The organism is Kitasatospora sp. NPDC051705, from assembly GCF_044453265.1.
Lineage (GTDB): Bacteria > Actinomycetota > Actinomycetes > Streptomycetales > Streptomycetaceae > Kitasatospora.
Genome location: NZ_JBITCO010000002.1, coordinates 103910 through 129605, shown reverse-complemented (window position 1 = coordinate 129605; position 25696 = coordinate 103910). Strand labels below are relative to the sequence as shown.

At 74.0% G+C, this 25696-nt stretch carries 22 protein-coding genes; 12 read left to right on the top strand and 10 right to left on the bottom strand.

Features of this window, described 5'->3' with window-relative positions; translation table 11 throughout:
* Positions 1–64: 64 nt before the first annotated feature.
* Positions 65–373 carry an AzlD domain-containing protein gene (locus tag ACIA8Q_RS03215; protein WP_396316764.1) on the bottom strand — a complete coding sequence of 103 codons (309 nt, stop codon included), beginning with the start codon at positions 371–373 and terminating at the stop codon, positions 65–67.
* Positions 373–1203 carry an AzlC family ABC transporter permease gene (locus tag ACIA8Q_RS03210; RefSeq protein ID WP_360205270.1) on the bottom strand — a complete coding sequence of 277 codons (831 nt, stop codon included), beginning with the start codon at positions 1201–1203 and terminating at the stop codon, positions 373–375. The genes ACIA8Q_RS03215 and ACIA8Q_RS03210 overlap by 1 nt, the downstream gene beginning before the upstream one ends.
* Before the next feature lie 160 nt (positions 1204–1363).
* Here ACIA8Q_RS03210 and ACIA8Q_RS03205 point away from each other — a divergent pair, with 160 nt between their 5' ends.
* Positions 1364–1945 (top strand): XRE family transcriptional regulator, encoded by a 582-nt coding sequence (locus ACIA8Q_RS03205; RefSeq protein ID WP_360205464.1) that lies wholly within the window; start codon positions 1364–1366, stop codon positions 1943–1945.
* 106 nt (positions 1946–2051) lie between these two features.
* Here ACIA8Q_RS03205 and ACIA8Q_RS03200 read toward each other — a convergent pair whose 3' ends face one another.
* Entirely contained in the window at positions 2052–4043 is a 1992-nt protein-coding gene (locus ACIA8Q_RS03200) for a cholesterol oxidase substrate-binding domain-containing protein (protein ID WP_387896878.1), read from the bottom strand.
* Between the two features lie 442 nt (positions 4044–4485).
* Here ACIA8Q_RS03200 and ACIA8Q_RS03195 point away from each other — a divergent pair, with 442 nt between their 5' ends.
* Complete coding sequence (locus tag ACIA8Q_RS03195) at positions 4486–5916, top strand: class II fumarate hydratase (protein ID WP_360205266.1); 1431 nt, start codon at positions 4486–4488, stop codon at positions 5914–5916.
* Between the two features lie 105 nt (positions 5917–6021).
* Here ACIA8Q_RS03195 and ACIA8Q_RS03190 read toward each other — a convergent pair whose 3' ends face one another.
* Complete coding sequence (locus ACIA8Q_RS03190; RefSeq protein ID WP_360205264.1) at positions 6022–6492, bottom strand: SPW repeat protein; 471 nt, start codon at positions 6490–6492, stop codon at positions 6022–6024.
* 185 nt (positions 6493–6677) lie between these two features.
* Here ACIA8Q_RS03190 and ACIA8Q_RS03185 point away from each other — a divergent pair, with 185 nt between their 5' ends.
* Both ACIA8Q_RS03185 and ACIA8Q_RS03180 read left to right on the top strand, forming a co-directional pair.
* Entirely contained in the window at positions 6678–7232 is a 555-nt protein-coding gene (locus ACIA8Q_RS03185; protein ID WP_360205261.1) for a PadR family transcriptional regulator, read from the top strand.
* Between the two features lie 299 nt (positions 7233–7531).
* Positions 7532–9232, top strand: coding sequence for an acyl-CoA dehydrogenase family protein (locus ACIA8Q_RS03180; protein WP_360205258.1), 1701 nt, complete (start codon positions 7532–7534; stop codon positions 9230–9232).
* A gap of 127 nt (positions 9233–9359) precedes the next feature.
* On the opposite strand, the gene ACIA8Q_RS03175 is transcribed toward ACIA8Q_RS03180, so the two are convergent.
* Entirely contained in the window at positions 9360–10055 is a 696-nt protein-coding gene (locus ACIA8Q_RS03175) for a response regulator transcription factor (RefSeq protein ID WP_360205255.1), read from the bottom strand.
* A gap of 254 nt (positions 10056–10309) precedes the next feature.
* Between ACIA8Q_RS03175 and ACIA8Q_RS03170 the strand changes: the two genes are divergently transcribed.
* Positions 10310–12592, top strand: coding sequence for an ATP-binding protein (locus ACIA8Q_RS03170; protein ID WP_396316691.1), 2283 nt, complete (start codon positions 10310–10312; stop codon positions 12590–12592).
* A gap of 158 nt (positions 12593–12750) precedes the next feature.
* Here ACIA8Q_RS03170 and ACIA8Q_RS03165 read toward each other — a convergent pair whose 3' ends face one another.
* The 4 genes from ACIA8Q_RS03165 to ACIA8Q_RS03150 form a co-directional block, all read right to left on the bottom strand.
* Positions 12751–12936 carry a hypothetical protein gene (locus ACIA8Q_RS03165; protein WP_360205249.1) on the bottom strand — a complete coding sequence of 62 codons (186 nt, stop codon included), beginning with the start codon at positions 12934–12936 and terminating at the stop codon, positions 12751–12753.
* A gap of 206 nt (positions 12937–13142) precedes the next feature.
* Complete coding sequence (locus tag ACIA8Q_RS03160; protein ID WP_396316690.1) at positions 13143–13793, bottom strand: hypothetical protein; 651 nt, start codon at positions 13791–13793, stop codon at positions 13143–13145.
* A 23-nt stretch (positions 13794–13816) separates the two neighbouring features.
* The gene (locus ACIA8Q_RS03155) at positions 13817–14227 is read right to left on the bottom strand and encodes a hypothetical protein (protein WP_360205245.1); all 411 of its coding nucleotides are present in this window, start codon (positions 14225–14227) and stop codon (positions 13817–13819) included.
* Positions 14224–14730, bottom strand: coding sequence for a hypothetical protein (locus ACIA8Q_RS03150; RefSeq protein WP_360205243.1), 507 nt, complete (start codon positions 14728–14730; stop codon positions 14224–14226). The genes ACIA8Q_RS03155 and ACIA8Q_RS03150 overlap by 4 nt, the downstream gene beginning before the upstream one ends.
* A 411-nt stretch (positions 14731–15141) precedes the next feature.
* Between ACIA8Q_RS03150 and ACIA8Q_RS03145 the strand changes: the two genes are divergently transcribed.
* The 7 genes from ACIA8Q_RS03145 to ACIA8Q_RS03115 all read left to right on the top strand — a co-directional run bounded on the left by ACIA8Q_RS03145 (position 15142) and on the right by ACIA8Q_RS03115 (position 23560).
* Complete coding sequence (locus ACIA8Q_RS03145) at positions 15142–16485, top strand: phosphoribosyltransferase family protein (protein ID WP_360205240.1); 1344 nt, start codon at positions 15142–15144, stop codon at positions 16483–16485.
* Positions 16486–16693: 208 nt separating this feature from the next.
* Positions 16694–17908, top strand: a complete 1215-nt coding sequence (gene hppD / locus ACIA8Q_RS03140; protein WP_360205237.1) for a 4-hydroxyphenylpyruvate dioxygenase — start codon at positions 16694–16696, stop codon at positions 17906–17908.
* A gap of 71 nt (positions 17909–17979) precedes the next feature.
* Positions 17980–19182: a cupin domain-containing protein gene (locus ACIA8Q_RS03135; protein ID WP_360205234.1), complete on the top strand. Its 1203-nt coding sequence runs from the start codon at positions 17980–17982 to the stop codon at positions 19180–19182.
* Positions 19179–20051: a hypothetical protein gene (locus tag ACIA8Q_RS03130; RefSeq protein WP_360205232.1), complete on the top strand. Its 873-nt coding sequence runs from the start codon at positions 19179–19181 to the stop codon at positions 20049–20051. The genes ACIA8Q_RS03135 and ACIA8Q_RS03130 overlap by 4 nt, the downstream gene beginning before the upstream one ends.
* A complete protein-coding gene (fahA, locus tag ACIA8Q_RS03125) occupies positions 20048–21268 on the top strand; it encodes a fumarylacetoacetase (protein WP_360205229.1) in 1221 nt (406 codons plus the stop codon). Before ACIA8Q_RS03130 ends, fahA begins: the two co-directional genes overlap by 4 nt.
* A 282-nt stretch (positions 21269–21550) precedes the next feature.
* Positions 21551–22585: an enoyl-CoA hydratase/isomerase family protein gene (locus ACIA8Q_RS03120; RefSeq protein ID WP_360205462.1), complete on the top strand. Its 1035-nt coding sequence runs from the start codon at positions 21551–21553 to the stop codon at positions 22583–22585.
* A 195-nt stretch (positions 22586–22780) separates the two neighbouring features.
* On the top strand, positions 22781–23560 hold the full coding sequence (locus tag ACIA8Q_RS03115; RefSeq protein ID WP_360205227.1) for an enoyl-CoA hydratase: 780 nt from the start codon (positions 22781–22783) through the stop codon (positions 23558–23560).
* A 192-nt stretch (positions 23561–23752) separates the two neighbouring features.
* On the opposite strand, the gene ACIA8Q_RS03110 is transcribed toward ACIA8Q_RS03115, so the two are convergent.
* Entirely contained in the window at positions 23753–25567 is a 1815-nt protein-coding gene (locus tag ACIA8Q_RS03110) for an NAD-binding protein (protein WP_360205224.1), read from the bottom strand.
* Positions 25568–25696: the final 129 nt, after the last annotated feature.

The following is a 25696-nucleotide window of genomic DNA, read 5'->3' as shown; positions in this document are numbered from 1 at the left end:
GTCGGGCTCGTCGAAGCCCGCCCGGGCGCGTGCGACCGTCACGCCTCCCGGTCCGCGCAGCCCGTCACGCGACCCCGCACAACCGGAGCAGCGCCGTCGTCACCGCCCCCGCGACGACCACCAGCGGAAACGGAGCCCGGCGAAGCGCGAGCACTCCGGCGACCAGCACACCGGCCGGACGGGCCACGCCCGCGAAGCCGTGCCCCTGCGTCAGGGCCCCGGTCGCCGCCAGAGCGACCAGGAGGACGGCCGCCGCCACGGCGAGCAGGTGCCGCAGGCGCTCCGAGAGTGCGAGCCGGTGGCCGAGGAGCGGCCCGGCCAGACGGAAGGCGTACGTCCCGACGGCCAACAGCAGGACGGCGTACAGCGGCATCATCGGACTTCCTCCTTCTCGGCCGCGCCGACGTTCGCCGCCACCGCCGGTACCCCGCCTGACGCCCCACCCGACGCCCCACCCGAAACCCCGCCCGGCGCCGTCGGCACCACCGACTCCGACCCGCCGACCTCCGACACACCGACCTCCGACACACCGGGGGCTCCGGGCCCTCCGGCGAACAGCAGCCCCACCAGGGCGAGCAGGACGGGCAGCCCCGCCGGGACGAACGGCGTGGCGGCGACGGCCACGACGGCGCCCACGACGGCCGCGGTGCGGGTGCGGCGGTCGGTGAGCGAGGGCAGGACGAGTGCGAGCAGGACGGCGGGGAAGGCCGCGTCGAGTCCCAGCGCGTCCGTGTCGCCGATCAGCCCGCCGGCGAGGGCCCCGAGCAGCACCGAGACGTTCCACACCAGGTACAGCGCGACGCCGCAGAGCCAGAACGCGGCCCGGCGCCGGCGCCCGTCGTCCTGGCGCAGGACGAAGGCGGCACTCTCGTCGGTGATCAGCTGGGCCCCGAACAGCCGCCGCCACAGGGGGCCTTCGAGCGCGTCGGCCACGGTGAAGCCGAAGGGCAGGAGCCGGGCGTTGAGCACCAGCCCGGTGGCGACCGCGGCGAGCGCGCCGCCGCCGGAGAGCACCACACCGACGGCCGCGAACTGGGAGCCGCCGGCGAAGACGAGGACGGAGAGGGCGATCGGCACCCACAGTGGCAGGCCGCCGGAGACGCTGATCGCGCCGAAGGAGGCGCCGACGAGGGCGTCGGCCAGGCAGACCAGAGCGATGTCACGGAGGGTGGCATGTTCCAGTGTTCGGAGGAGCGAACGCATGTCCATCAGAGTGAACCCGCCGAGCGGGGTTCGTCAAGCCGAACGAATGAACCGACAGAGCGAACGCAGGTGCCGGAGGCAGCCGCCGTCGACAGTGGCAGCATGAACGGCACCAGCCGGAGCGGCAGAAGGAGCCAGGGAGAATGCGCGAGTGGCAAGCATGAGTGACCGGACCGCCCCGCCCGCGGGCTCGGGCGTGGAGCTGATCAGCCTGATCGCCGCGTCGATCCGGCGCGAACGCGAGCGCAGCGGGCTGTCGATGGCCGAGCTGGCGCGGCGTGCGGGCATCGCCAAGTCGACGCTCTCGCAGCTGGAGTCGGGCGCCGGAAATCCGAGCGTGGAGACGCTCTGGGCGCTCGGCGTCGCCCTGAACGTCCCGTTCAGCCGTCTGGTCGATCCGCCCCGGCCGGCGGTCAAGGTGATCCGGGCCGGCGAGGGTCCGGTGACGCACTCCGAGCGCGCCGACTACGCAGCCACCGTGCTGTCCTCGTGCCCGCCGAACGCCCGCCGCGACATCTACCGGATCGAGGCCCAGCCGGGCGAGACCCGGGCCTCCGACCCGCACATGCCCGGCACCGTCGAACACGTGATGATCGGCTCCGGCCGGGCGCTGGTCGGCCCGACCGAGGCACCCGTCGAACTGGGCCCGGGCGACTACGTGAGCTACCCGGGCGACGCCCCGCACGTCTTCCGCGCACTGGCACCGGACACCCTCGCGGTGATCGTGATGGAGCACATCTGACGATTCGCCACCACTGCCCGTCCGGCCGGGATCCTCGGGAGGAGCCCTTGCGAGGCCCGCCCGCACCGGCCGACCAGCCATCCGGCCAACCTGCCGGCCGGCCAGGTCACTTCAACAGGCCGTCCAGGAACGGGTTCCCGAACACCCGGTGCGGGTCGTGGCGGTCCAGGACGGCGACCGCCTCGTCCCAGCCGGGCCCGCCGCCGTCGCGCAGGCTGGCGGGGATGACCCGGCCGAGCACGTCCGGATCGGACCAGGCCGCCCCGGCCGTGTAGGCCCAGCCCTTGGACCACTCGACCCGCAGACCCGCCCGGGTGCCGTCGAAGGTGCGCAGCAGCCACTGCTCCAGGTCCCGGGCGAAGCGCTCCAGGCCGGGGGTGCCGGGGAAGGCGAGGACGTCGAGCCAGACGGCGGTGTCCCACTCCGGCCGGTCCGGCCGCGGGCGCAGCGCGGACAGCAGCGGCGGGCGCGCCCCCGGCACCCCGACCGCGCCTGGGTCGTCCAGGCCGGTGACCCGGATCTCCACCGCGCCGTTCACCGGGAACTCCCCGCGGGACTGGTACTCGGCGAGCAACTGCCGGTAGTAGGAGGCGAATTCGCTGACAACCCACTGCAGGTCGGCGCGCCGCGCGAGGACGGCGTACCCGTTCGCGGTGACCCGCAGGGTGGTGGGGCGGACGTACTGCAGCAGGGTGCGCGAAGGGCCCCAGAGGTCGGACCGCAGGCCGCCGGCGAGCAGGTGGGTGAGCAGGTCGCCGGAGAGCAGGTCCCGCAGGACTCCGCCGGAGAGCAGGACGTCGGTGAGGTCGCCGGTGAGCGCCACCTTGGCGATCAGGTACTGGAGTTGGCCGAAGAGCGGGGCCGATCCCCAGGCGCCGGCGACGATCTGGCCGGCCAGCCGCGCCACGGGCTCCGGAACGATGTCCGAGAAGGGGTAGTTGTAGGGCTCGTCGACGGCTCGGGAGGCGAGCGGCTTGGCGGGGGTGACGCTCCAGGTCTTGAGCCACGGGTAGTCGGTGTAGGCGAACCAGATCGCCTCGGCGCGGCCGTCGCGTTCGACGAACTCGGCGAAGGTGCGGGGCCCGCCGCCCTCGCCGAGGAGGCCGCCGAGGACACCGCCGAGCAGTCCGCCGCCACTCCCGGAACCGGAGCCGGACCCACCACCGGCACCGGCACCGGCACCGCCGGCACCACCGGCGGTTCCGGGTCGGGCGAAGAGTTCGCTCGCCGGGATGTCGAGGCGGCTGACGCAGCGCAGCGGGCGGTCGGCGCCGGCCCGCAGCACGACTTCGGTGAGGAAGGCCCGGCCCAGGTGCACCAGGAAGGCGGCCGTGTCGGCCTCGGCACGGTCGAAGGTGCGCAGCGCGTAGCGGCCGGTGGCCGGGTCGAGGACGACGGCGGTGAGCCGGACGACCTGGTTGCTGACCGATCCGTAACCCTGCCCGTCCGGCCGGAGTTCGCCGGTGGCGGGGACGGCGGTGCCGTGGCCGCCGATGGCGAGCACGCCGCCGACGGTGAGTTCGCCGGGGGCCGGGCAGGCGGTCAGGCCGAGTCCACGGCCGGCCAGGTGGGCCAGCAGGTCCTCCATGGTGGCGCCGGTCTGGGCGCGCACGGTGGTCGGCGAGTCGGCGGTGATCGCGGTGAGGTGGCGGCTGGTGTCCAGCAGCAGGACGCGGGCGCTGCCGGGCGTGCCGTCGGCGACGGTGAGCGGCGCCCAGGTGTGCCGGTAGCCGGTGGCGCGCAGCCGCCAGCCGTTGGCGTGGGCCCAGTCCGCCAGGGCCGGGACCTCCTCGGGGGTGCGCGGCGCGCAGGTCCACAGCTGGTCGGTGCGGATCTCCCCGGACCAGTTCTGGAACACCCGCTGGTACAGCTCGGTGCCGGCGGGCAGTCCGGGCGGAGCCGGGGTCGAGGCCTCGGCGCTGTCCGGGCCGACGGTGCCGCGCAGCAGCCAGGCCGCGCCGCCGAGGGCGGCGGAGGCGCCGAGCAGCTGCCGCCGGGTGAGGCCGGCTCCCCCACCGGCCGCCCGGCCCGCGCCCCGCGCGTCGGCCCGACCCCGGCGGGCCGTGTCCCCGGTCGGGTCCGCGGTCTCCGCGCTCACGCCCGTCCCCGGGTTCACGCCCGTGCCCGGCTTCAGGCCCGTGCCCGGCTTCAGGCCCGTGTTCACGCCTCCGCACGAATCGGCGTTCGCGCCCCCACCCGCGTGCGCCCCCGCAGCCCCGTCGTCGTCATCCGTCCGCCCCCTCGTCATGGCCAACCGTGTCGTGGTGGCCCGGCAGGAGCGTACGAAGCGGCGCACGGCCGTTTGAAGCGCTCCACGCGAGTATTCATCCGTTCGAGTGATCATGACCCTGCCGGACGACGGCGGGGCCCCCGGGGTCCCGCCCGGCACCCCGCCGGGTCCTGCCCGGGGCGCGCCCTGGCGGATTCGGCCGCCCGGACGGTCCCGGGCACCGTCGGAAATACCCGGGGCCCGCGCGCGGCTGTGGTGATCGAAGACAGCCCGGGGGCCGGACCGGCCCGTTCAGGAGGTGCAGCGCGCGATGGGTGACGAGCAGGTGGAGCGGCAGGACGACCGCCGGCAGGGCGGGTCCGCGTTCCGGATCGAGCACGACTCGATGGGCGAGGTGCGGGTGCCGGCCGCCGCGAAGTGGCAGGCGCAGACCCAGCGGGCCGTGGAGAACTTCCCGGTGTCCGGTCAGCGGCTGGAACGTGCGCACATCGCGGCCCTGGCCCGGATCAAGGCGGCGGCGGCCCGGGTGAACGCCCGCCTCGGCGTCCTCGACGAGGAGACCGCGGCGGCGATCGCGGCGGCGGCCGAGGAGGTCGCCGACGGGCGCTGGGACGGCGAGTTCCCGGTGGACGTGTTCCAGACCGGGTCGGGCACCTCGTCCAACATGAACACCAACGAGGTGATCGCGACCCTGGCGACGGAGCGGCTGGGCCGGCCGGTCCACCCGAACGACCACGTCAACGCCAGTCAGTCGTCCAACGACGTGTTCCCGTCGTCGATCCACATCGCCGCGACCGCCGCCGTCACCCATGACCTGATCCCGGCACTGGAGCACCTGGCGGAGGCCCTGGAGCGCAAGGCCGCCGAGTTCGCGCAGGTGGTCAAGTCCGGCCGGACGCACCTGATGGACGCCACGCCCGTCACCCTCGGCCAGGAGTTCGGCGGCTACGCGGCCCAGGTGCGGCACGGCCGCGAGCGGCTGCTGGCCACGCTCCCCCGGGTGGCCGAACTCCCGCTCGGCGGCACGGCGGTGGGCACGGGCATCAACACCCCGCCCGGTTTCCCGGCCGCGGTCATCGAGGAGGTGGCCCGCGCCACGGAGCTGCCGCTGACCGAGGCCAGGGACCACTTCGAGGCGCAGGGCGCGCGCGACGCCCTGGTCGAGCTGAGCGGCCAACTGCGCACGGTGGCAGTCGGGTTCACGAAGATCGCGAACGACCTGCGGTGGATGGGCTCCGGGCCGCGCACCGGCCTCGGCGAGATCAACCTGCCTGATCTGCAGCCCGGTTCGTCGATCATGCCGGGCAAGGTGAACCCGGTGCTGCCCGAGGTGGTGCTGATGGTCGCCGCGCAGGTGGTCGGCAACGACGCGACGGTGACGCTGGCCGGCGCGAGCGGCAACTTCGAGCTGAACGTGATGCTCCCGGTGATCGCCCGCAACGTGCTGGAGTCGGTGCGACTGCTGGCCAACAGCGCCCGGCTGCTGGCGGACCGGACGGTGGACGGCATCACCGCCAACGTCGAACGGGCCCGCGAGTACGCGGAGTCCTCGCCCTCGGTGGTGACGCCGCTGAACCGGTACATCGGGTACGAGGAGGCCGCCAAGGTCGCCAAGCAGGCCCTCGCGGAGCGCAAGACGATCCGCCAGGTCGTCCTGGAACGCGGCTACCTGGAGCGGGGCGCGCTCACCGCGGAGCAGCTCGACGAGGCCCTGGACGTGCTGCGGATGACCCGCCCCTGACCCGCCCCCGACGCGGCGCGCCGCCCGCCGGTGCGGCGGGCGGCGCATGCCGGGGCGCGGAGGTCGGTTCCGTCCTCCGCGCCCCGGACCCCGACGAGGGGAGGATCAGTCCTTCGCTCGGCCGGCCCGGCCGAGCCGCATCGCAGCTCCGTTCGACGTGATCGTGGCCATCGAGATCGCCGCGAGTCCGAGCAGGAACATCACGGCGCCGACGATGACGCAGGTGACGATGTTCTTGCCGTGCGCGACCGACCCGGAGACGACCCAGGGGGAGATGATCGTCCACGCGCCGAGCGCGGTGGCCGCCCAGGCCCTCGCGTGCGTGCGCTCGTAGGCCGATCCGTAGCCCGCCATCAGCAGGCAGTAGGCCAGGCCGACGATCAGACAGGTGACGGTCAGGGTGCTGAACGCGGTGAAGCCGACGATCCACGGCGACGCGGCCAGGAAGAGACCGGCCAGTACGGCCAGGGCCTCCACGCCCTGGGCCCGGGGGGTCGAGGTGACCCGCTCGTAGTGTTCCCGGAGTTCGACGATGTCCGGGTGGTGTTCCATGCCCATCGGGATCTGGGTAGACACCGATACCACCTCCTACGGTTCGGAACATGGAAGGCGCTTGCCCCGTACCCATTCTGGCCCTTCTCTAACGTTTTGTACCTGATTGTCCGAAATGATCGATAACCATCCGATCACGCCGGTGACCTGCGTCTCACCGGCCCGAGGCCCCATTGCCTATGCAACTCGTTGCATAGCAGGATGCGGGCATGGCACTGGAGCACGCGATCCTCGTATCCCTCCTGGAGCAGCCCGGCTCCGGCTACGAGCTGGCCCGGCGGTTCGACCGCTCCATCGGCCGCTTCTGGACCGCCACCCACCAGCAGATCTACCGGGTGCTGCGACGCATGGAGGCCGACGGCTGGGTCGCCGCCGAGGAGGTCGCCCAGGACGGCAGACCGGACAAGAAGGTCTACTCGGCCGCCGAGCCCGGCCGGGCCGCACTGGCCGGCTGGCTGCGCGAACCGGTCGAACCGGAGACCGTCCGCCACGAGCTCGCGGTCAAGATCCGCGCCGCCGCCTTCGACGACCCGGCCGCGCTGATCTCCGAGGTCGAACGGCACCGCGAGGGACACGCCGCCCTGCTCGCCCGCTACCTGCACGGCGAACAGCGCGACTTCCCCGACCTCACCTCGCTCGACACCCGCCAGGAGCTCCAGCACGTGGTGCTGCGCGGCGGCATCGAGTACGAGCGGATGACCCTCGCCTGGCTCGACGACGTGCTCGAAACGCTCCACCGCCTCGCCGCCGACCGGCAGTCCTGACGACTCCGCCCGGCGCCCCGCCACCGGATCCGACGATCGAACAGCGGACGGCGCACGGCGGGGAACCCGGGCCGGAGGACCGATCGACGAAGGGCGCCGGACGGACGGCCGAAGGCGGGCGCCGGACACCGGACGCCCGCCGACGGATGACGGATGACGAATGACAGATGACAGATGATGAAATCTGAAATCTGTCACCTGTCATCTGAAACCCGTGATCCGTCAGTCGCCCCGCCCGGCCGACAGCCGCCCGACCGACCCACACCCCCCGACACACCCTCGACCCCCGGGAGCCCGTGATGCTCTTCAACCCGCGTACGTACGACCCCGCGCAGTTCGACGAGCCGACCCGCCGGCTGCTGCGCGCGACCGTGGACTGGTTCGAGTCCCGCGGCAAGAAGGCGCTGATCGACACCTACATCGACCGCAGCTGGTACGGCGACTTCCTCGAGTTCGCCGCCAAGGAGGGCCTGTTCGCGGAGTTCCTGACGCCGTCCTCGGCCGACGCCGGCAAGCGCTGGGACACCGCCCGGATCGCCGAGCTGAACGAGATCCTCGGCTTCTACGGCCTCGGCTACTGGTACACCTGGCAGGTCACCATCCTCGGCCTCGGCCCGGTCTGGCAGAGCGGCAACGAGGCCGTCCGGGCCCGTGCTGCCAAGCTCCTGACGGAGGGTCACGTGATGGCGTTCGGGCTCTCCGAGCGCACCCACGGCGCCGACATCTACTCCACCGACATGATCCTCACCCCCGACGGCGAGGGCGGCTTCACCGCGACCGGCTCCAAGTACTACATCGGCAACGGCAACGTGGCCGGCCTGGTCTCGGTCTTCGGCCGCCGCTCGGACGTCGAGGGCCCGGAGGGCTACGTCTTCTTCGCCGCCGACAGCCGCCACGAGGCGTACCACCTGGTCAAGAACGTGGTGAACGCCCAGATGTACGTCAGCGAGTTCCGGCTCGAGGACTACCCGGTGCGCGCCGAGGACGTGCTGCACACCGGCCAGGCGGCCTTCGACGCGGCGCTGAACACCGTCAACGTCGGCAAGTTCAACCTCTGCACGGCCTCCGTCGGCATCTGCGAGCACGCGATGTACGAGGCCGTCACACACGCCCACAACCGGGTGCTGTACGGCCGCAAGGTCACCGACTTCCCGCACGTGCGCCGCGAGTTGACCGACGCGTACGCCCGCCTGGTGGCGATGAAGCTGTTCAGCGCGCGCGCCGTGGACTACTTCCGCACCGCCTCCCCCGAGGACCGCCGCTACCTGCTCTTCAACCCGATGACCAAGATGAAGGTCACCACCGAGGGCGAGAAGGTCATCGACCTGATGTGGGACGTCATCGCGGCCAAGGGCTTCGAGGCGGACACCTACTTCGACAAGGCGGCGAAGGACATCCGCGGCCTGCCGAAGCTGGAGGGCACCGTCCACGTCAACCTAGCGCTGATCCTCAAGTTCATGGGCAACTACCTGTTCGCCCCGACCGAGTACGCGCCGGTGCCGAGCCGCCTGGACGCCGCCGACGACGCCTTCCTGTTCCGCCAGGGCGCGGCCCGCGGCCTGGGCGCGATCCGCTTCCACGACTGGCGCACGGCCTACGACCGCCACGCGCAGGTCCCGAACGTCGCCCGCTTCCGCGAGCAGGCCGACGGCTTCTGCGAGCTGCTGCTCAGCCACGCGCCGAGCAAGGAGCAGCAGGCCGACCTGGACTTCCTGCTGGAGATCGGCCAGCTCTTCGCGCTGATCGTCTACGGCCAGCTGGTGCTGGAGCAGGCCGAGCTGACCGGCCTGGACGAGGACGTGCTGGACCAGATCTTCGACGCGCTGGTCCGCGACTTCTCCGCGCACGCCACCGAGCTGCACGGCAAGTCCTCGACCACCGAGGAGCAGGCCGCCTGGGCGCTGGCGAACGTGCGCCGGCCGGTCGCCAACGCGGTGCGCGCCGACGCGGTGTGGGCGATGGTCGAGGGGCTGTCGGGCGCGTACGAGATGCAGCCGTAGTCACCCGTCGGGAAAGACCACGGAGGGACCCCCGGGGGTGCCGGTCGGCGGACCGGCACCCCCGGTTCCGTCCCGCGGCACCCGCGGCACCCCGGCGCGTCCAGGACCCCCGGCACCCCGGCCCCGTTCAGCCGTCGCCGAGGCCCATGTCCCGGGCCCGGGCGACGGCCTCGGCCCGGGTGGCGACGTGCAGCTTCTCGAAGATGTGGGTGACGTGGTTGCGGACGGTCTTCTCCGCGACCACCAGCTCCCGGGCGATCCGCCGGTTGTCCAGGCCGCGCGCGACCAGGTCCAGCACCTCGGCCTCCCGCGCGGTGAGCTCCGGGAAGAGCTGTTCCGCCTCGCGCATCCGGGCGCCGGCGAGCAGGGCGGTGATCCGCCCGGCGACCTCGCCGCCGAAGACGGCGCCGCCCGCCGCGACGGTGCGCACCGCGTGCAGCACCTCCTCCCGCCCGGCGCCCTTGACCAGGTAGCCGCGCGCACCGGCCTGGAGGGCGGCGAGCAGGTTGCCGTCGTCGTCGGACATGGTCAGCATCAGCACCGGCGGCGCCTGTTCCTGCGCCGAGAGCCGCCGGACGGCTTCCAGGCCCGAGCCGTCGGGCAGCGAGAGGTCCATGATCACGACGTTGGGACGGTGCCGTTCGACGGCCCCGGACACGTCCGCGACCCGCTCGGCCTCGGCCACCACCACGACGCCCTCGGCGCTCTCCAGCGCCACCTTGAGCCCCTCCCGGAAGAGGGGGTGGTCGTCGACGATCAGTACACGGACGGGCGGGGCGTCGGGCGCCCGCCCCGGGGGTGCCACCGGCGGCTGTTCATCCACCCGGCCGACACTACCAGCGATGATCTCGTGACTTTCCGTGACATGCTCGGAGTTGCCCCTCTCCGGGGTGCTCCCGGGCGCGGCGGCCCGCCGGCCCCGACCCGTCCCGGCCGGAAAGCGGGACCGCTGCCCCACGCGCCCGGGACACCGGGCAGCCGAGACTGGACCGTGTGCCGGCCGACCAGTACCGGCGCACCACATTCCGGCCGGTGGACCACACCCCCAGTCCATTTCGAGGCGGTTCCATGATCACGGTGACCTCTCCCCGGTCCGGCCGCGCGCCCTCCCGGCGCAGTTCCGGACCGTCCCCCGCCCGACGGCAGCTAGCCGCGGCGGCCACCGTCACCTCGGTCTGCCTGGTCGTGTCGATGCTCTGGACCTGCTACGTGCTCGTCCATCTCGGCGACCCCGCCATCACCTACCCGCGCAACGAGCTCGGCACCCTGATCTACGCGCTGCCCACCGCCGGTGCCGGGATGCTGCTGCACGCCCACCGCCCGGGCAGCCCGCTGGGCTGGGTGATGCTCTGCTACGCGCTGGCCCTGATCCTGCCCAACGCGGCCTCCGCCCCGGTGTGGGTGGAGGTCTCCGACCCGGGCATCGTCGGCGCGACGGTGGCGCTGCGCGCGGTGTGCGACGTGGTCAGCGCGACGCTGTTCTACGTGCTGCCGCTCTGGCTCCCCTCCGGACGGCTGACCAGCCGCCACTGGTGGTGGTACATCGGGGCGGTCGCGCTGTGGCAGCTGCCGGCCAACCTCTGGTTCCTGCACCGCACCAACGCCTTCGGCCACCCCAACCCGCTGGCCGACACCGCCCCCGCGACGTTCTTCGGGCACCTCTCCAACCGGCTCCTCGACCTCTACCAGCCCGTCAACTACCTGCTCATCGGCTTCGCCGCGCTCGTCCTGCTGGTACGCCTGGTCCGGCCCGCGCGGCCGCCGGCGGCGGACCCCCGGAAGGACTGGGCGCTGCGGCACCGGGCGCACGTGGCGGGGCTGCTGGCCGCGTACCTGCTCCTCGCCGGCATGCAGGACTTCTACACGCACAACTACCAGGAGCACTACTGGCTCAGCTACACCGTCTTCGCCGTCGCCGGGGCCGTCTGGGCCGTCGCCATCGGCTACCTGGTGATCCGCGACGGCGGCTGGCGGCTCGACCGGGCGGCCCGCAGCGTGCTGACCGGGCTGCTGCTGGCCACCGGGTTGCTGACGCTGTTCGTGGTGCTGGCGGCCGTGCTGTCGAGCTGGCTGGTGCCCGGGCGGGGCGGGGCCGCGCTGCTGCTGATCGGGCTGGTCTTCGCGCTCGGTGCGGGCCTGCCCCGGGCCACCCGCCGGGCGGTCTCCCTGATCGACCACCTGTACTACGGCGAACGCGCCCACCCCTACCAGGTGTTGCGGACCCTGGCCGGGCGGGTGCGGCAGGTCGGCGAGCCGGAACGGCTGCCGGACGCGCTGTGCGCCGCCGTCGCGGAGCAGCTGCGGCTGCCCGGCGTCGCCCTGACCGTCGCCACCCGGGCCGGGCAGCGCCGGCTGGCCGCCGTCGGCCGCCTGGACGGGCGGAGGCAGGCCTTCCCGCTGGTCCACCGCGGCGCGCCGATCGGCGAGTTGACCGTCGGCCTGCGCGAGGGCGAGCAGGAGCTGGACGCCAGCGACATCGACATCCTGCGCTCGCTGTCCGACCAGGCCTCCCCCGCCGTGGCGTCCCTGCAGCTCCTGGAGGACCTGCAGGCCAGCCGGGAGCAGATCGTCGCCGCGCGCGAGGAGGAGCGGCGCTGGCTGCGCCGGGACATCCACGACGGCCTCGGGCCCGCGCTGGCGGGGCTGCGGCTGAGAGTGGACAACGCCGCCGCCGGTGGTGGCGGGGAGGACCGCCTGGGCGGGACGCTGCACGGCATCTCGGACGGCCTCGCGATGGCGATCAGGGAGGTCCGGCGAATCACCGACCGGCTGGGCCCCGCCCCGCTCGGCGAGTTCGGGCTGGCCCGGGCGATCCGGCAGCTGGCCGCCGGCTTCGACACCGCCGAGCTCACCGTCACGGCCGACCTGCGCCCGGACCCGTTGCCCGAGCTGCCGGCCGCCGTGGAGGTGGCGACCTACCGGATCGTCGCCGAGGCGCTGAACAACGTGCTGCGGCACGCCCGGGCCCGCACCGCCGAGGTGACGGTGCGGGTCGACGACGCGGCGCTCACCCTGACCGTCCGGGACGACGGGGTCGGGGTCGGGACGGGGACCGGAGCCGGGGGCGGGGACGGCGGCGGTGCGGCGGGCCGCGACGGGCTGGAGCAGCGGTCGCCGCAGGGGCCGTACGGGGACGGGCCGGGCGGGGTGGGGCTGCGCTCGATGGCGGACCGCGCCGCGGAGATCGGCGGGCACTGCACCGTGGAGTCGCTGCCGGGCACTCCCGGCACCCGGGTGGTGGCGGTGCTGCCGCGCTCGGCGGCGGCCGGTGCACCCGGCGCCGCCGGTGCTGCTGGTACTGCCGGTGCGGCGGGCGCCACCGGCGCGACGGACGCCCCGGGCGGGACGGGGGCGGGTTAGCCCGTTCGGGTGCCGGGCCCGTACCCGGGACGGCGGGCGCAGGAGCCGGAGGCGACACGGGAAGGGCTCGGGGCACGGGGAGGCCCCCGGCACTGGCGGTGCCGGGGGCCTGGACGGGACGGGGTGGCGGGTGCGCCGCCACGGTCGTCACACCGGAGTCAAGAGGGGTTGCAGTCGCCCTGCCCGAGGGTGCAGATGTCCGCGGGCGGAGGGGTCGTGTTCGGCTTGCTGGGCTTGGCCGGCGCGGCGACGGCGCAGGCGTTCCTGAACGCGATGGCTGAGGCGATCGCTCCGGCCAGGGCCGAGGCCAGGCAGAGCGCCTTGGTCGCGGTGTTCGTAGCCATGGGGTGGTTCTCCTCAATGTTCCGAGCAACCGTTCGGTCGATCGCTCTTGTCTCCACTGTGCGGAGCGCGACGCCCCGGTCGCATGGGCTCGCCGTCCCATTCCGGTCCCGGAATCCGACGGCGGCCGGAGCCGTCGGGGTACCGGAACGGCCGTCGGCCGCGACCCCGGGCGGGGGCCACGGCCGACGGGCCGGAGGGTGCGGGGTCAGGGGAGCGACCGGGCCCGCTCCTCCCGGCGCTCGGCCCGGAGACCGGGGGCGAGCGCCCCGGCACGCCCCAGCACGGCCGTGACGGGCCCGCGCGGGCCGGCCCGGAGGCCGCAGCGCTCCCCCGCCCGCAGGTAGAGCAGGTCGCCGGGGTACAGCGACGCCTCTCCGGCGGTGTCGAGGAAGCCGCCGGTGCCCGAGAGGACCAGCAGGAAGGCGTCCGCCCCCGGGCCGGCCGACACGCCGTGGACCTCGCCCGGGGCGAGTTCCACGGTCTCCACGGTGACCCGCCGGCGGTCGTCGGCGGGGTGAGAGTTCGAGCGCTGGGACGGGATGGCGGCCTCGGACGCGACCGGGCGGACGGTGAGCAGCACGGTCGGCGCGCCGCGGACGGCGGTGAACCGGCAGGCCCGGCCCGACCGGTGGTGCAGGGCCTCGCCGGGCGACAGGATCCGGTCCGCCGCGATCAGCCGGCCGGCGAGCACCACGGTGGCCGACTCTGGCCCGGTGCAGGGGAGTTGCTCGACGTGGACACCGGGGGGCAGGGCCTCGACGGTCAGTCCGGCGAGGACCGCCGGGCGCTGTGCGGGATCGATCAGCCGCCGGAGGGCGGGCGCGGTACGGGGGACGGCGGCGGGGACGAGGATCACGACGGCCTCCTCGGGCGGTGCGGTCAGGGACGGGCTCGGCGGTCGGCGCGGCGCCGGGCCAGGGCTGCCCGGGTGCCGGCGGCGTGCCGGGGGACGGCGAGGGTGAGGCAGAGCAGTTCCACGCCGAGCGGTCCGGCTTCGAGGTGGAGCGCGTTGCCGCGCGGGGCCAGCAGCAGGTCGCCGTCCGAGGCCAGGTGGTCGGTCCCGTCGGGGAGCCGGCCGACGACGGCGGCCCCGCGCAGGACGTGCAGCACGGTCTCGGCGTCGGGGCGGCCCGGGAGCACGTGGTGGGCGCCGGGGCTCAGCCGCAGGTGGTCGAAGGACTCGCAGGCGCTGGTGAGCATCGCGCGGCGGGCGAGCGGGCGGACCCGTACGCGTTCGCCGTCCGGGCCGAGGAGGACCATGGCGGTGCCGGTGTCGGTGGTGACGATCACCTGGGTTCACCTTCGTTCGGGGTGTCGGGGCTGTCGGGAGCGTCGGCGGCGTCAGGGGCGTCGACGTCGTCGGGGGCGCTGGAGGCGTCGGGGGCGTCAGGGATGTCGTCGGAGGTGTCGTCCGCGGCGGTTCCGTCCGCGGAGAAGGCGTCGGCGGTGGCCGTGCTGCCCACCGGGACGGCGAGGACGGCGTGGAAGAACTCGAGCCCGGCGGTGCCGGCGGTGAGGACGGTCCGGGAGCCGAGCGGGAGGACGACCGAGGTGCCCTCCACCAGCGGGACGCCCGCACCGGCCTCCTCCGCCCGGAGGGCCTCCGCGGGAACGGAGGCCAGACCGGAGCCGGCGGTGACGTAGAACGCGTGCTCGACCTCGTCGGCGGCCAGTTCGGTGCTGTGGCCCGGGTCGAGCCACTGGAGTCCGACGCCGCACAGGGGACCCGACAGCAGGCGGCCGGGGTCGACCGCGCCGCGGCGGCGCAGATCGGTGATGACGGTGCCCGGCATTTCGGGGCTCCTTCCGATCGCGGGCGGGCCCGGCGGTCCGCCTCTGTGACCAACCGTGCGCCGCCCGTCGTCCCGGCCACACGGGGGTGTCGTCCCGTCCCGTTCCCGTGCACCGCCCGGGCTTGACCCGGGCCCGGGCCGGGCCAGGCCCGGGTGCGCGCCGGGTCCGCCCAACCGCCCGTCCCGGAAGCGCCCGGCTCCGGCCCGGGCCACCCCGGGTTCGTCCCGGGACCGCCCGGCTCCGGCCTGGGCCACGCCGGGTCCGTCCGGGTCCGCGCCCGGGGCGCCGCCCGCACGCCCGGGGCGCCGGAACCCTCCCGCACGCCCGCGTGTGCGCCCCTCCCCGCGCGGGTCCGCCCGCCCCCTCCACCGGCCACCGCCCGGCGTACGGTGGAACACGGAGGCCGTGTCATGCACGTCACCGGGACGCACTTCACCGACCGCACGGACGCGGGCCGGCGGCTGGCCGCCCGTCTGGGCCACCTGGGCGGCCCCGGCACCGTGGTGGTCGCGCTGCCCAGGGGCGGGGTGCCGGTGGCCGCCGAGGTGGCCCGGGCGCTCGGCGCACCGCTGGACATCTGCGTGATCCGCAAGCTCGGGGCACCCCGGCAGCCCGAGCTCGGCATGGGGGCGATCGGCGAGGACGGCGTCCGGGTGCTCAACCAGCAGGTCATCCGCCTCGCCGGGGCCGGTGAGGCGGAGCTCGCCGAGGTGGAGCGGCGCGAGCGCGCCGAGCTGGAGCGCCGGGCACGCCGCTACCGGGGCGACCGCCCGCCCGCGGACCTACGCGGACGCACGGTGGTCGTGGTGGACGACGGCGTCGCCACCGGCTCCACCGCCCGGGCCGCCTGCCGGATCGTCCGGGCCCGGGGAGCGGCCCGGGTGGTGCTCGCCGTGCCGGTGGCCCCCGTGGACTGGACGGAGCGCCTGGCGGATGTCGCCGACGAGCTGGTCTGCGTGGGCACGCCGTCCCCGTTCTTCGCGATCGGCGAGTTCTACCGCGACTTCTCGCAGACCGGCGACGAGGAGGTGCTGCGGCTGCTGGCCGAGGCCCGGGCCGCGCCGGCAACGGCCGACGGGCCCGTGGACCGCGAACTCGTACTGCCGGCCGCCGGGGTCCGGCTGACCGGCCGGCTGACCGTCCCGGCCGGGGCCCGCGGCATCGTGGTGTTCGCGCACGGCAGCGGCAGCGGTCGGCGCAGCCCGCGCAACCGCCACGTCGCCGGGCACCTGAACCGCTCCGGGCTGGCGACCCTGCTCTTCGACCTGCTCACCGAGGACGAGGAGGCGGACCGCCGCAACGTCTTCGACGTGGGGCTGCTGGGAGCCCGGCTGACCGCCGTCGCGGGACGGCTGGCCGCCCGGCCGGAGACCCGCGGTCTGCCGCTCGGCCTGTTCGGCGCCAGCACGGGGGCGGCCGCCGCGCTGCACACCGCCGCCGCGCTCGGGCCGGCCGTGGGCGCGGTGGTCTCGCGCGGCGGGCGCCCGGACCTGGCCGGGCCGGTCGTCCTGGGCCGGGTGAGCGCCCCGACGCTGCTCCTGGTCGGCGCCCTGGACGGGATGGTGATCGACCTGAACCGACGGGCCAGGGCCGGGCTGCACTGCGAGAGTGAACTGACGGTGGTGCCTGGCGCGGGCCACCTGTTCGAGGAGCCGGGCACGCTGGACCTGGTCGCCGAGCTCGCCGGGGACTGGTTCCTGCGCCACCTGACGGCCTCGGACGCCGCTACGGGGCCGGTGCGGCAGACCCCGTGAATCACCCCCGATCGACAGCACATATTGCGCAGCCGGAGACCGGAATTCCTGATCAGCTTGTACACATTGAACAGTGAAATCCCCACCTGTTGCCCAGCCACCCGGACAGGAGCAAGCTCTCCGCCAACCGCACCGCCCACCCGTTCACGGCGCGGCCGCGATCCAAGCGGAAGCCTCAGAGCCGAGGCCCAAAGTGGAGGAACGACCGATGACCCCGCAGTCCCACGCCCTTGAGCTGACCCCCGAGGAGCGCGAGGCCGGCCTCGACGCCGAGCAGCTGCGCCGCCTCGTCGGCCTCGTCGAGCACGACCCGGCCACCGACCCGTTCCCCGTCACGGCCCAGGACGCGGTCGTCTTCGTGGTCGGCAACGCCACCCAGACGGCCCAGTTCTACCAGGCCGTGTTCGGCATGGAGCTGGTCGCCTACTCCGGCCCCGAGACCGGCCGCCGCGACCGCAAGGCCTTCGTGCTCCGCTCCGGCTCCTGCCGCTTCGTGATCAAGGGCGGCGTGCTGCCGGACAGCCCGCTGCTGGACCACCACCGCCGCCACGGCGACGGCGTCGTCGACCTGGCCCTCGAGGTCCCGGACGTCGACAAGTGCATCGAGCACGCCCGCGCGTCCGGCGCCACCGTCCTGGAGGAGCCGAACGACGTCTCGGACGAGAACGGCACCGTGCGCCGCGCGGCCATCGCCACCTACGGCGAGACCCGCCACACCCTGATCGACCGCTCCCGCTACAAGGGCCCCTACCTGCCCGGCTACATCGCCGCCGAGAGCAAGGTCCGCCACCCGGAGGGCTCGCCCAAGCGCCTGTTCCAGGCCCTGGACCACGCCGTCGGCAACGTCGAGCTCGGCAAGATGGACGAGTGGGTCTCGTTCTACAACCGGGTCATGGGCTTCGTGAACATGGCCGAGTTCGTCGGCGACGACATCGCCACCGACTACTCCGCGCTGATGTCCAAGGTCGTCGCCAGCGGCAACCACCGGGTGAAGTTCCCGCTCAACGAGCCGGCCGTCGCCAAGAAGCGCTCGCAGATCGACGAGTACCTCGAGTTCTACACCGGCCCCGGCTGCCAGCACATGGCGCTCGCCACCAACGACATCCTCACCACCGTCGACGTGCTGCGCTCGCGCGGCGTCGAGTTCCTCAACACCCCGGACTCGTACTACGACGACCCGGAGCTGCGCGCCCGGATCGGCAACGTCCGGGTGGACATCGACGAGCTGAAGTCCCGCGGCATCCTCGTCGACCGCGACGAGGACGGCTACCTGCTGCAGATCTTCACCAAGCCGATCGGCGACCGCCCGACCGTCTTCTACGAGTTCATCGAGCGCCACGGTTCGCTGGGCTTCGGCAAGGGCAACTTCAAGGCGCTGTTCGAGGCGATCGAGCGCGAGCAGGACGCGCGCGGCAACCTGTGAGCGGTCGGGGCAACCCGAGCACGGTCGACCGACGCGCGACCGGCTGAGCACGGTCGAGGAGGAGCAGGGAGATGGCGTACTACCGGCAGCTGGGCAGCATCCCGCCCAAGCGGCACACGCAGCACCGCACACCCGAAGGCGGGCTGTACTACGAGGAGTTGATGGGCGAGGAGGGGTTCTCCTCGGACTCCTCGCTGCTCTACCACCGGGGCATCCCCTCCGCCGTGGTGAACGCGGTGCCGTGGGAGCTGCCCGACCAGTCCACGGTGCCCAACCATCCCCTGCTCCCCCGCCACCTCAAGCTGCACGAGCTCTTCGCCGGCCAGGAGTGGAAGTCGGCGGACGTCGTGGGCAGCCGCCGGCTCGTCCTCGGCAACGCCGACGTGCGGATCTCCTACGTCGCCGCCGGGGCCCCGAGCGAGCTCTACCGCAACGGGCTCGGCGACGAGTGCGTGTACGTGGAGTCCGGCTCCGGCACGGTCGAGACGGTCTTCGGCTCGATCGAGGTCGGCCAAGGCGACTACGTGATCATCCCCCGCGCCACCACCCACCGCTGGGTGCCGTCCGGGGACGAACCGCTGCGCGCCTACTGCATCGAGGCGAACAGCCACATCACCCCGGTCAAGCGCTACCTGTCCAAGTACGGGCAGCTGCTGGAGCACGCGCCGTACTGCGAGCGCGACTTCCGCGGACCGGTCGGCCCGCTCGTGGTCGACGCCCCCGGGGACGTCGACGTGCTGGTCAAGCACCGCGGCCCGAACGGGGTCGCGGGCACCCGCTACACCGTGCCGCACCACCCGTTCGACGTGGTCGGCTGGGACGGCTGCCTGTACCCGTACGCCTTCAACATCGCCGACTTCGAGCCGATCACCGGCCGGATCCACCAGCCGCCGCCGGCCCACCAGGTCTTCGAGGGCAACAACTTCGTGATCTGCAACTTCGTGCCGCGCAAGGTGGACTACCACCCGCTGTCGATCCCGGTGCCGTACTACCACGCCAACGTGGACAGCGACGAGGTCATGTTCTACTGCGGCGGCGACTACGCGGCCCGCAAGGGCTCGGGCATCGGCCAGGGCTCGATCTCGCTGCACCCCGGCGGACACACCCACGGGCCGCAGCCGGGCGCCTACGAGCGAAGCATCGGCGCGGAGTTCTTCGACGAGCTCGCCGTCATGGTGGACACCTTCCGCCCGCTCGAACTGGGCGAGGGCGGCCGGGCCAGCGAGGACGGCAACTACGCCTGGACCTGGGCCGGTCGGGGGCCCGGGCGATGAGCAGCGCCACCGGCCCGATCCCCGAACTGTTCCACGGGCTCTTCGACGACGCGGCGGTGTTCCCGCCCGGGAACCTGCCGGTCGCCGAGGCGGTGCCCGCCCACCGGGCCCACCGCGCGGCCTGGTACGCCGAGGCCGTCGGTCCGCTGCTGTGCGGGGCCGGCCGGCTGGGCGAGCTGGCCGCCGCGGTGGCGGGCGGCGCGGCGACGGCCGGAGACCCGCCGCTCGGGGTCGGGCTCGTACTGCCGGGGGGCAGTGCCGAACTCGGCCCGGCGCTCGCCGCCGCCGCTCCCTTCCGGGTGGCCGGCGTCGAGCTGGCCACCCGGGACGCCGCCGAGGCCGTCGCCGAACTCGACCGGCTGCTGCCCCCGGACGTCCCGGCCGCCGTCGAGCTGCCGCGCGAACTCCTGCGCGGCGACGGCCTGGACGAGGTCCTGGACGTGCTGGTCGACAGCCCCTACCGGGCGAAGTTCCGCACCGGCGGGGTCGTCCCGGAGGCCTTCCCGGACGAGGCCGAGCTGGCCGCCTTCCTCACCGGCTGCGCCCGGCGCGGGCTGCCGTACAAGTGCACCGCCGGACTCCACCACGCCGTCCGGCACACCGACCCGGCCACCGGGTTCGAGCACCACGGCTTCCTGAACGTGCTGCTGGCCGCCCAGGAGACCGACCCGGCGGCCGCCGCGGCGGTGCTGGCGGAACGCGACGGCGCGGTGCTGGCGAAGACCGTGCGCGAACTGACCGATCGTCAGGTTACGGTGATCCGCAACTCGTTCACCGCGTTCGGCACCTGCAGCATCGCCGAACCCCTGGACGACCTGGCCGCGCTCGGCCTGCTGTCGCCCAGTCCACTGCCCCAGGAGGACCGTTGAGCACCCCCCGCAGCTGGCTCGCCAGCGCCCAGGACTCGCCGTACGGCGTGCACAACCTGCCGTACGGCGTCTTCACCGCCGCCGACCGGCCCGGACGGCGCCGGATCGGTGTGCGGGTCGGGGACTTCGTGCTGGACGCCGGGGCGGCCGCCCGCGCGGTCGGGGCGCCGTCCGCGCTGCTGGACGCCGACTCGCTCAACCCGCTGATGGCGGCCGGCCGGCCGGTGTGGACGCAGGTCCGCGCCGACCTCACCCGGTGGCTGACCGACGAGTCGCACCGCGAGGCGCTGTCGCCGGCGCTGCTGCCGGCCGGCGAGGTCGAGCTCCACCTGCCGTTCGAGGTCGCCGACTACGTCGACTTCTACGCCTCCGAGCACCACGCCACCAACCTGGGCCGGATCTTCCGCCCGGGCTCGGAGCCGCTCACCCCCAACTGGAAGCACCTGCCGATCGGTTACCACGGTCGGGCCGGCACGGTCGTCGTCTCCGGCACCCCGGTGGTACGGCCGCACGGGCAGCGCAAGGCGCCCGCCGACCCCGCGCCGACCTTCGGGGCGACCCGCCGGCTGGACATCGAGGCCGAGGTCGGCTTCGTCGTCGGCACCCCCTCGCAGCTCGGCCGGCCGGTGGCCCTGGCGGACTTCCGCGAGCACGTGTTCGGCGTCTGCCTGCTCAACGACTGGTCCGCGCGCGACATCCAGGCCTGGGAGTACGTGCCGCTCGGCCCGTTCCTCGGCAAGTCCTTCGCGACCTCGATCTCGCCGTGGATCGTGCCGCTGGACGCCCTGCAGGACGCCCGGGTCACGCCGCCGGCGCGCGACGTCGAGCCGCTGGCCTACCTGGACGACCGCGGCGGCGAGCCGTGGGGCCTGGACCTCGCGATGGAGGTCCGGCTGAACGGGCACCTGGTGTCCCGCCCGCCGTTCGCGTCGATGTACTGGACGGCGCAGCAGCAGCTCACCCACATGACGGTCAACGGCGCCTCGCTGCGGACCGGCGACCTGTTCGCCTCGGGCACCGTCAGCGGGCCGGAGCCGGACACCCGCGGCGCGCTGATCGAGCTGACCTGGAACGGCGAGGAGCCGCTGAAGCTCCCGGACGGCACCACCCGGACCTTCCTGGAGGACGGCGACGAGGTGGTCATCACCGCCACCGCCCCGGGGCCGGACGGCACCGTCGTCGGGTTCGGCGAGGTCGCGGGGCGGGTGCAGCCGTAACGCGCCGGACGAAGGACGGCTGACAGATGACAGCTGACAGATTTCAGATGACAGATTTCGTCGTCTGAAATCTGTCGGCTGTCATCTGTCGTTACCGCTGGCCGCGGCCGCGGCCGCGGCCCGGCACCGCTGACGTACCGACAGCAGCGGGAATCCGGGGCGGCGCCCCGGGCGGGCCCCGCCTCGTGATCACCGCGCCGGACCGCCCCGGTACGGTGGACGGCAGGAGTCGTCGACACCGAGGAACGACCGAGGACGGGAGCGGGCCCGATGAGCGCAGAGGTGGCGGAGGTCCAGGTCCTCCTGGACGGCGGGGTCGGACGGATCGTGCTCAACCGGCCGCGCGCCCTCAACTCGCTGACCCACGGCATGATCCGCACCGTCCACGCGACGCTGTCCGACTGGGCCGCCGACGACCGGGTACGCGCCGTCGTGCTGACCGGCGCCGGCGAACGCGGCCTCTGCGCGGGGGCCGACATCCGCGCGCTGCACGACGACGCCAAGGCCGGCGGGGCCGGCGCACGGGCCTTCTTCCGCGACGAGTACCGGCTGAACGCCCTGATCGCCCGCTACCCGAAGCCCTACGTCGCGGTGATGGACGGCATCACCATGGGCGGCGGCGTCGGCCTGTCCGCCCACGGCGCGATCCGGATCGTCACCGAGCGCTCCACCGTCGCGATGCCCGAGACCCGGATCGGACTCGTCCCGGACGTCGGCGGCAGCCGCCTGCTCGCCCTCGCCCCCGGCGAGACCGGTACCCATCTGGGGCTCACGTCGGCCTCGATGGGCCCCGGTGACGCCCTGCTGTGCGGCTTCGCGGACCACTTCGTCCCGTCCGCGGCCGTCCCGGCGCTGCTCGACGCGCTGGCCGGCGGCACCGACCCGGCCGACGCCGTCGCCGCGCACGCCGAGCCCGCGCCGCCCGCCCCGCTCGCCCGGCAGCGCGAGTGGATCGACGCCTGCTACGCGGCCGACACCGTCGAGGAGATCGTCGACCGGCTGGTGAACTCCGGTGTGCCGGAGGCGAAGGAGGCCGCCGGACTGATCCTCGGCAACTCCCCCACGGCCGTCAAGGTGACGCTGGCCGCGCTGCGGCGGGCCCGCACCCTGCCCTCCCTGGAGGCCGTGCTCGACCAGGAGTACCGCGTCTCCTGCGCCGCGCTGGCGGGGCACGACCTGGTCGAGGGCATCCGGGCGCAGGTGATCGACAAGGACCGCACCCCGCGCTGGTCCCCGGCCGCCCTCGCCGGGGTGACGGACGCGGACGTCGAGCGCTTCCTCGCCGTGCGCGAGGGGGACGAGTTGGGCCTGGCCTGAGCGCACCCGCGCACGCGCGCGCCGCACCGGCGCCAGGGCCCGTGTCCACGCCGGTGCCCGCGGCCGTGCCCGTGCCCGTGCCCGTGACGACCGTCTCGCATGCCAAGACTGGCGCGAGCCCGGGCGCGTCGTAGATCGTTGGGTGGTCAGGGCGCGCCCCAGCGGCGCCGAGCAGCGGAATGGGAGTCAACGGCGATGACCGAGACCTACGAGACGATCCTGGTCGAGCGCAAGGGCCGGGTCGGGCTGATCACGCTCAACCGGCCGAAGGCGCTCAACGCGCTGAACACCCAGCTGATGAACGAGGTGGTCGCGGCCGCCACCGCCTTCGACCGGGACCCGGAGATCGGCTGTCTGGTGATCACCGGCTCGGAGAAGGCCTTCGCGGCCGGCGCCGACATCAAGGAGATGCAGGGCAACCGGTTCCCGGACGTCTACCTGGACGACTGGCTGGGCCCGTGGGACCGCCTCGGCGCGCTGCGCAAGCCGGTCGTGGCGGCGGTGGCCGGGTTCGCGCTGGGCGGCGGCTGCGAGCTGGCGATGCTCTGCGACATCCTGCTGGCGGCCGACACCGCGAAGTTCGGGCAGCCGGAGATCAAGCTCGGGGTGATCCCGGGCATCGGCGGCTCGCAGCGGCTCACCCGGGCCGTCGGCAAGGCCAAGGCGATGGAGCTGTGCCTGACCGGCCGGATGATGGGCGCCGAGGAGGCCGAGCGGGCCGGCCTGGTCTCCCGGATCGTCCCCGCGGACCAGCTGCTGGCCGAGGCCCTCGCCACCGCCGAGACCGTCGCCGCGATGTCCGCCCCCGCGGCGGTCATGATGAAGGAGAGCGTCAACCGCGCCTTCGAGACCACCCTGGCGGAGGGCGTGCGCTTCGAGCGCCGGATGTTCCACGCGGCGTTCGCCACCGCCGACCAGAAGGAGGGCATGGCCGCCTTCGCCGAGAAGCGCCCGCCGTCCTTCACCAACCGCTGACCGCCGACGGCGAACAGATCACAGCTGACAGATTTCGTCATCTGAAATCTGTCAGCTGACATCTGTCACTCGTCATCTGTCGGGTGTCACCCGTCAGGTGCCATCCGCCGGTCGTCTGACGCCGGCCCGCTCGGACCGCCCCGGACGCCGCCCCGGACGCCGCCCGGGCACCCGCCCGGGCGGCGCCGCCCCTCACCCCTCCTCCACCAGTGCGGTGTTGAGGCGGGCGAGCCCGCTGCGGGTAGCGGCGACGACGATCCGGTCGCCCGGGGCGAGGCGGCGGGTACGGTCCGGGAAGTTCCACTGGAGCTGCGCGCTCCGGGCGAGCCGGACGGCGATCACCCGGACGCCCCCCGGGTCCTCCAGGTCGTGCCGGTTCATCCCGATCAGCCCGCTGCCGTCCTCGACCGTCAGCTCGGCGATCAGCAGCACGTGCCGGAACACCGACAGCATCCCGCGCACCTCGCGCCCCATCAGGGCCGCCGCGAAGGCGGGCGCGGCCAGGTAGGAGACCGACCGCGAGGCCGCGTTGTCCAGCGTGGCGTAGAAGTGCCCGGCGAAGTCGTCGTCGAACAGCCGCACCACCACCCGGACTTCGGGGTTCCCGTGGCGCGCCTCCAGGGCCGCCTCCAGGTTGGTGGCGTCGTCGCCGCTGACCGCGACCAGCGCCCGGCTGTGCTTCAGCCGGGCCCGGCGCAGCTGCTCCTCGAACGGCCCGTCGCCCAGCACCACCGGGATCCCGAGGGCCCGGACGGCGGCGATCCCGCGCGCCTGCGGGTCGCGCTCCATGCAGACCACCGGTACGCCCAGCTCGTGGAGTTGCGCCGCGACGCGGGTGCCGACGTTGCCGAGACCGACGACGATCACGTGGTCCCGGGTGCCTGCGCCGGGGTTGCGGGGCTGCCCGCGGCGCCCGGAGCCGAGCACCTCGACCGCGATGGCGGTGGCGACCGGCGCGAAGGTGATCCCGCAGATGGTGATCACCACCTGGGCGACCCGCTGCCAGAGGCCTCCCGTCCCCGTCCCGGCGGCGAGGTCGGCGGGCTGGTCGGGCTGGGCGGCGCCCGCGAGGTCGAGCAGCGAGACGTAGACCGTCCAGCCGAAGTCCCGGTTGAGGTACCAGAGGACCCCGAAGGCCATCAGCACCGCGGCGAGGGCGGTGAGCAGCACCAGCCGCATCCGGGCACTGGTGAAGAAGCGCATCGTGTCGAGGAGCCGCCAGCGCAGCCGCCGTGCCCAGCCGATCGGCTCCCGGGGTTCGATGCGCAGCGCCTGGAGGGCGGCCACGCCGCCCGGTTCCTCCTCCGCTCCGTTCCCCGACTCAGGTTCGCGGCGGACGCCGCCGGGGCGGACGGGACCGTCGTCGCCGAACTCCGTGGCGAGGCGGACGAAGTCGGCGGAGTCACCGCGCTGTTCGGGCAGCAGCCGGATCCTGCCGAGGTCCTGGCGGTCGATGTGGTCGGCCACCACGCAGATCCGGTCGGAGGTGACGGCGTCGTCGAAGGCGATGTGCAGGAAGCGTCCGCCGACCTCGACCGAGTGGGGCCGGCCGAGCGCCGCCGCGGCGAAGGCGGGTGCGGCGGTGGCGGAGCCGGAGAGCGCGGCGCCGTTCCTGAGCAGCCGTTCGATGTTCTCGCCGAGGCGCTGGTTGAACATCCGCAGGACGATCCGGATGTCCGGGTTGTGGCCCTGGGCGCTGAGCGCGGCGTGGATGTTGTCCTGGTCGCTGCCCTCGACGAGGGCGAGGCCGCGGGCCGTCTCGACGGACACCGCGCGCAGCGCCTCGTCGGTGATGCCGGCGAACTCGACGACGGCCGCGACGCCGGGCACCTCCTCGATCTGCGGTGCGTGGTCACGGGTCCGGTCGGCGACCAGCACCACGACCGGGACCTCGTAGTGCTCCACGAGCTCCAGGACCAGCCGGTGCGCCAGCGCATTGCCCCCGCAGACGATGTAGTGCTGGTTGATCGGCTCGACCGGAGGGGTCCCCCACCCTTCAGAAGTCATACCGCAGGACGATATCGACGGCGGGTGTCCGGAGGGTGTCGTTCCGGCGACCGGAGGACCATCAGTCGAACATCCGTACCGACCCGGGGTCGTCGCCCGGACGGCCGCACCCGGCGCGCCGTGCTCCGG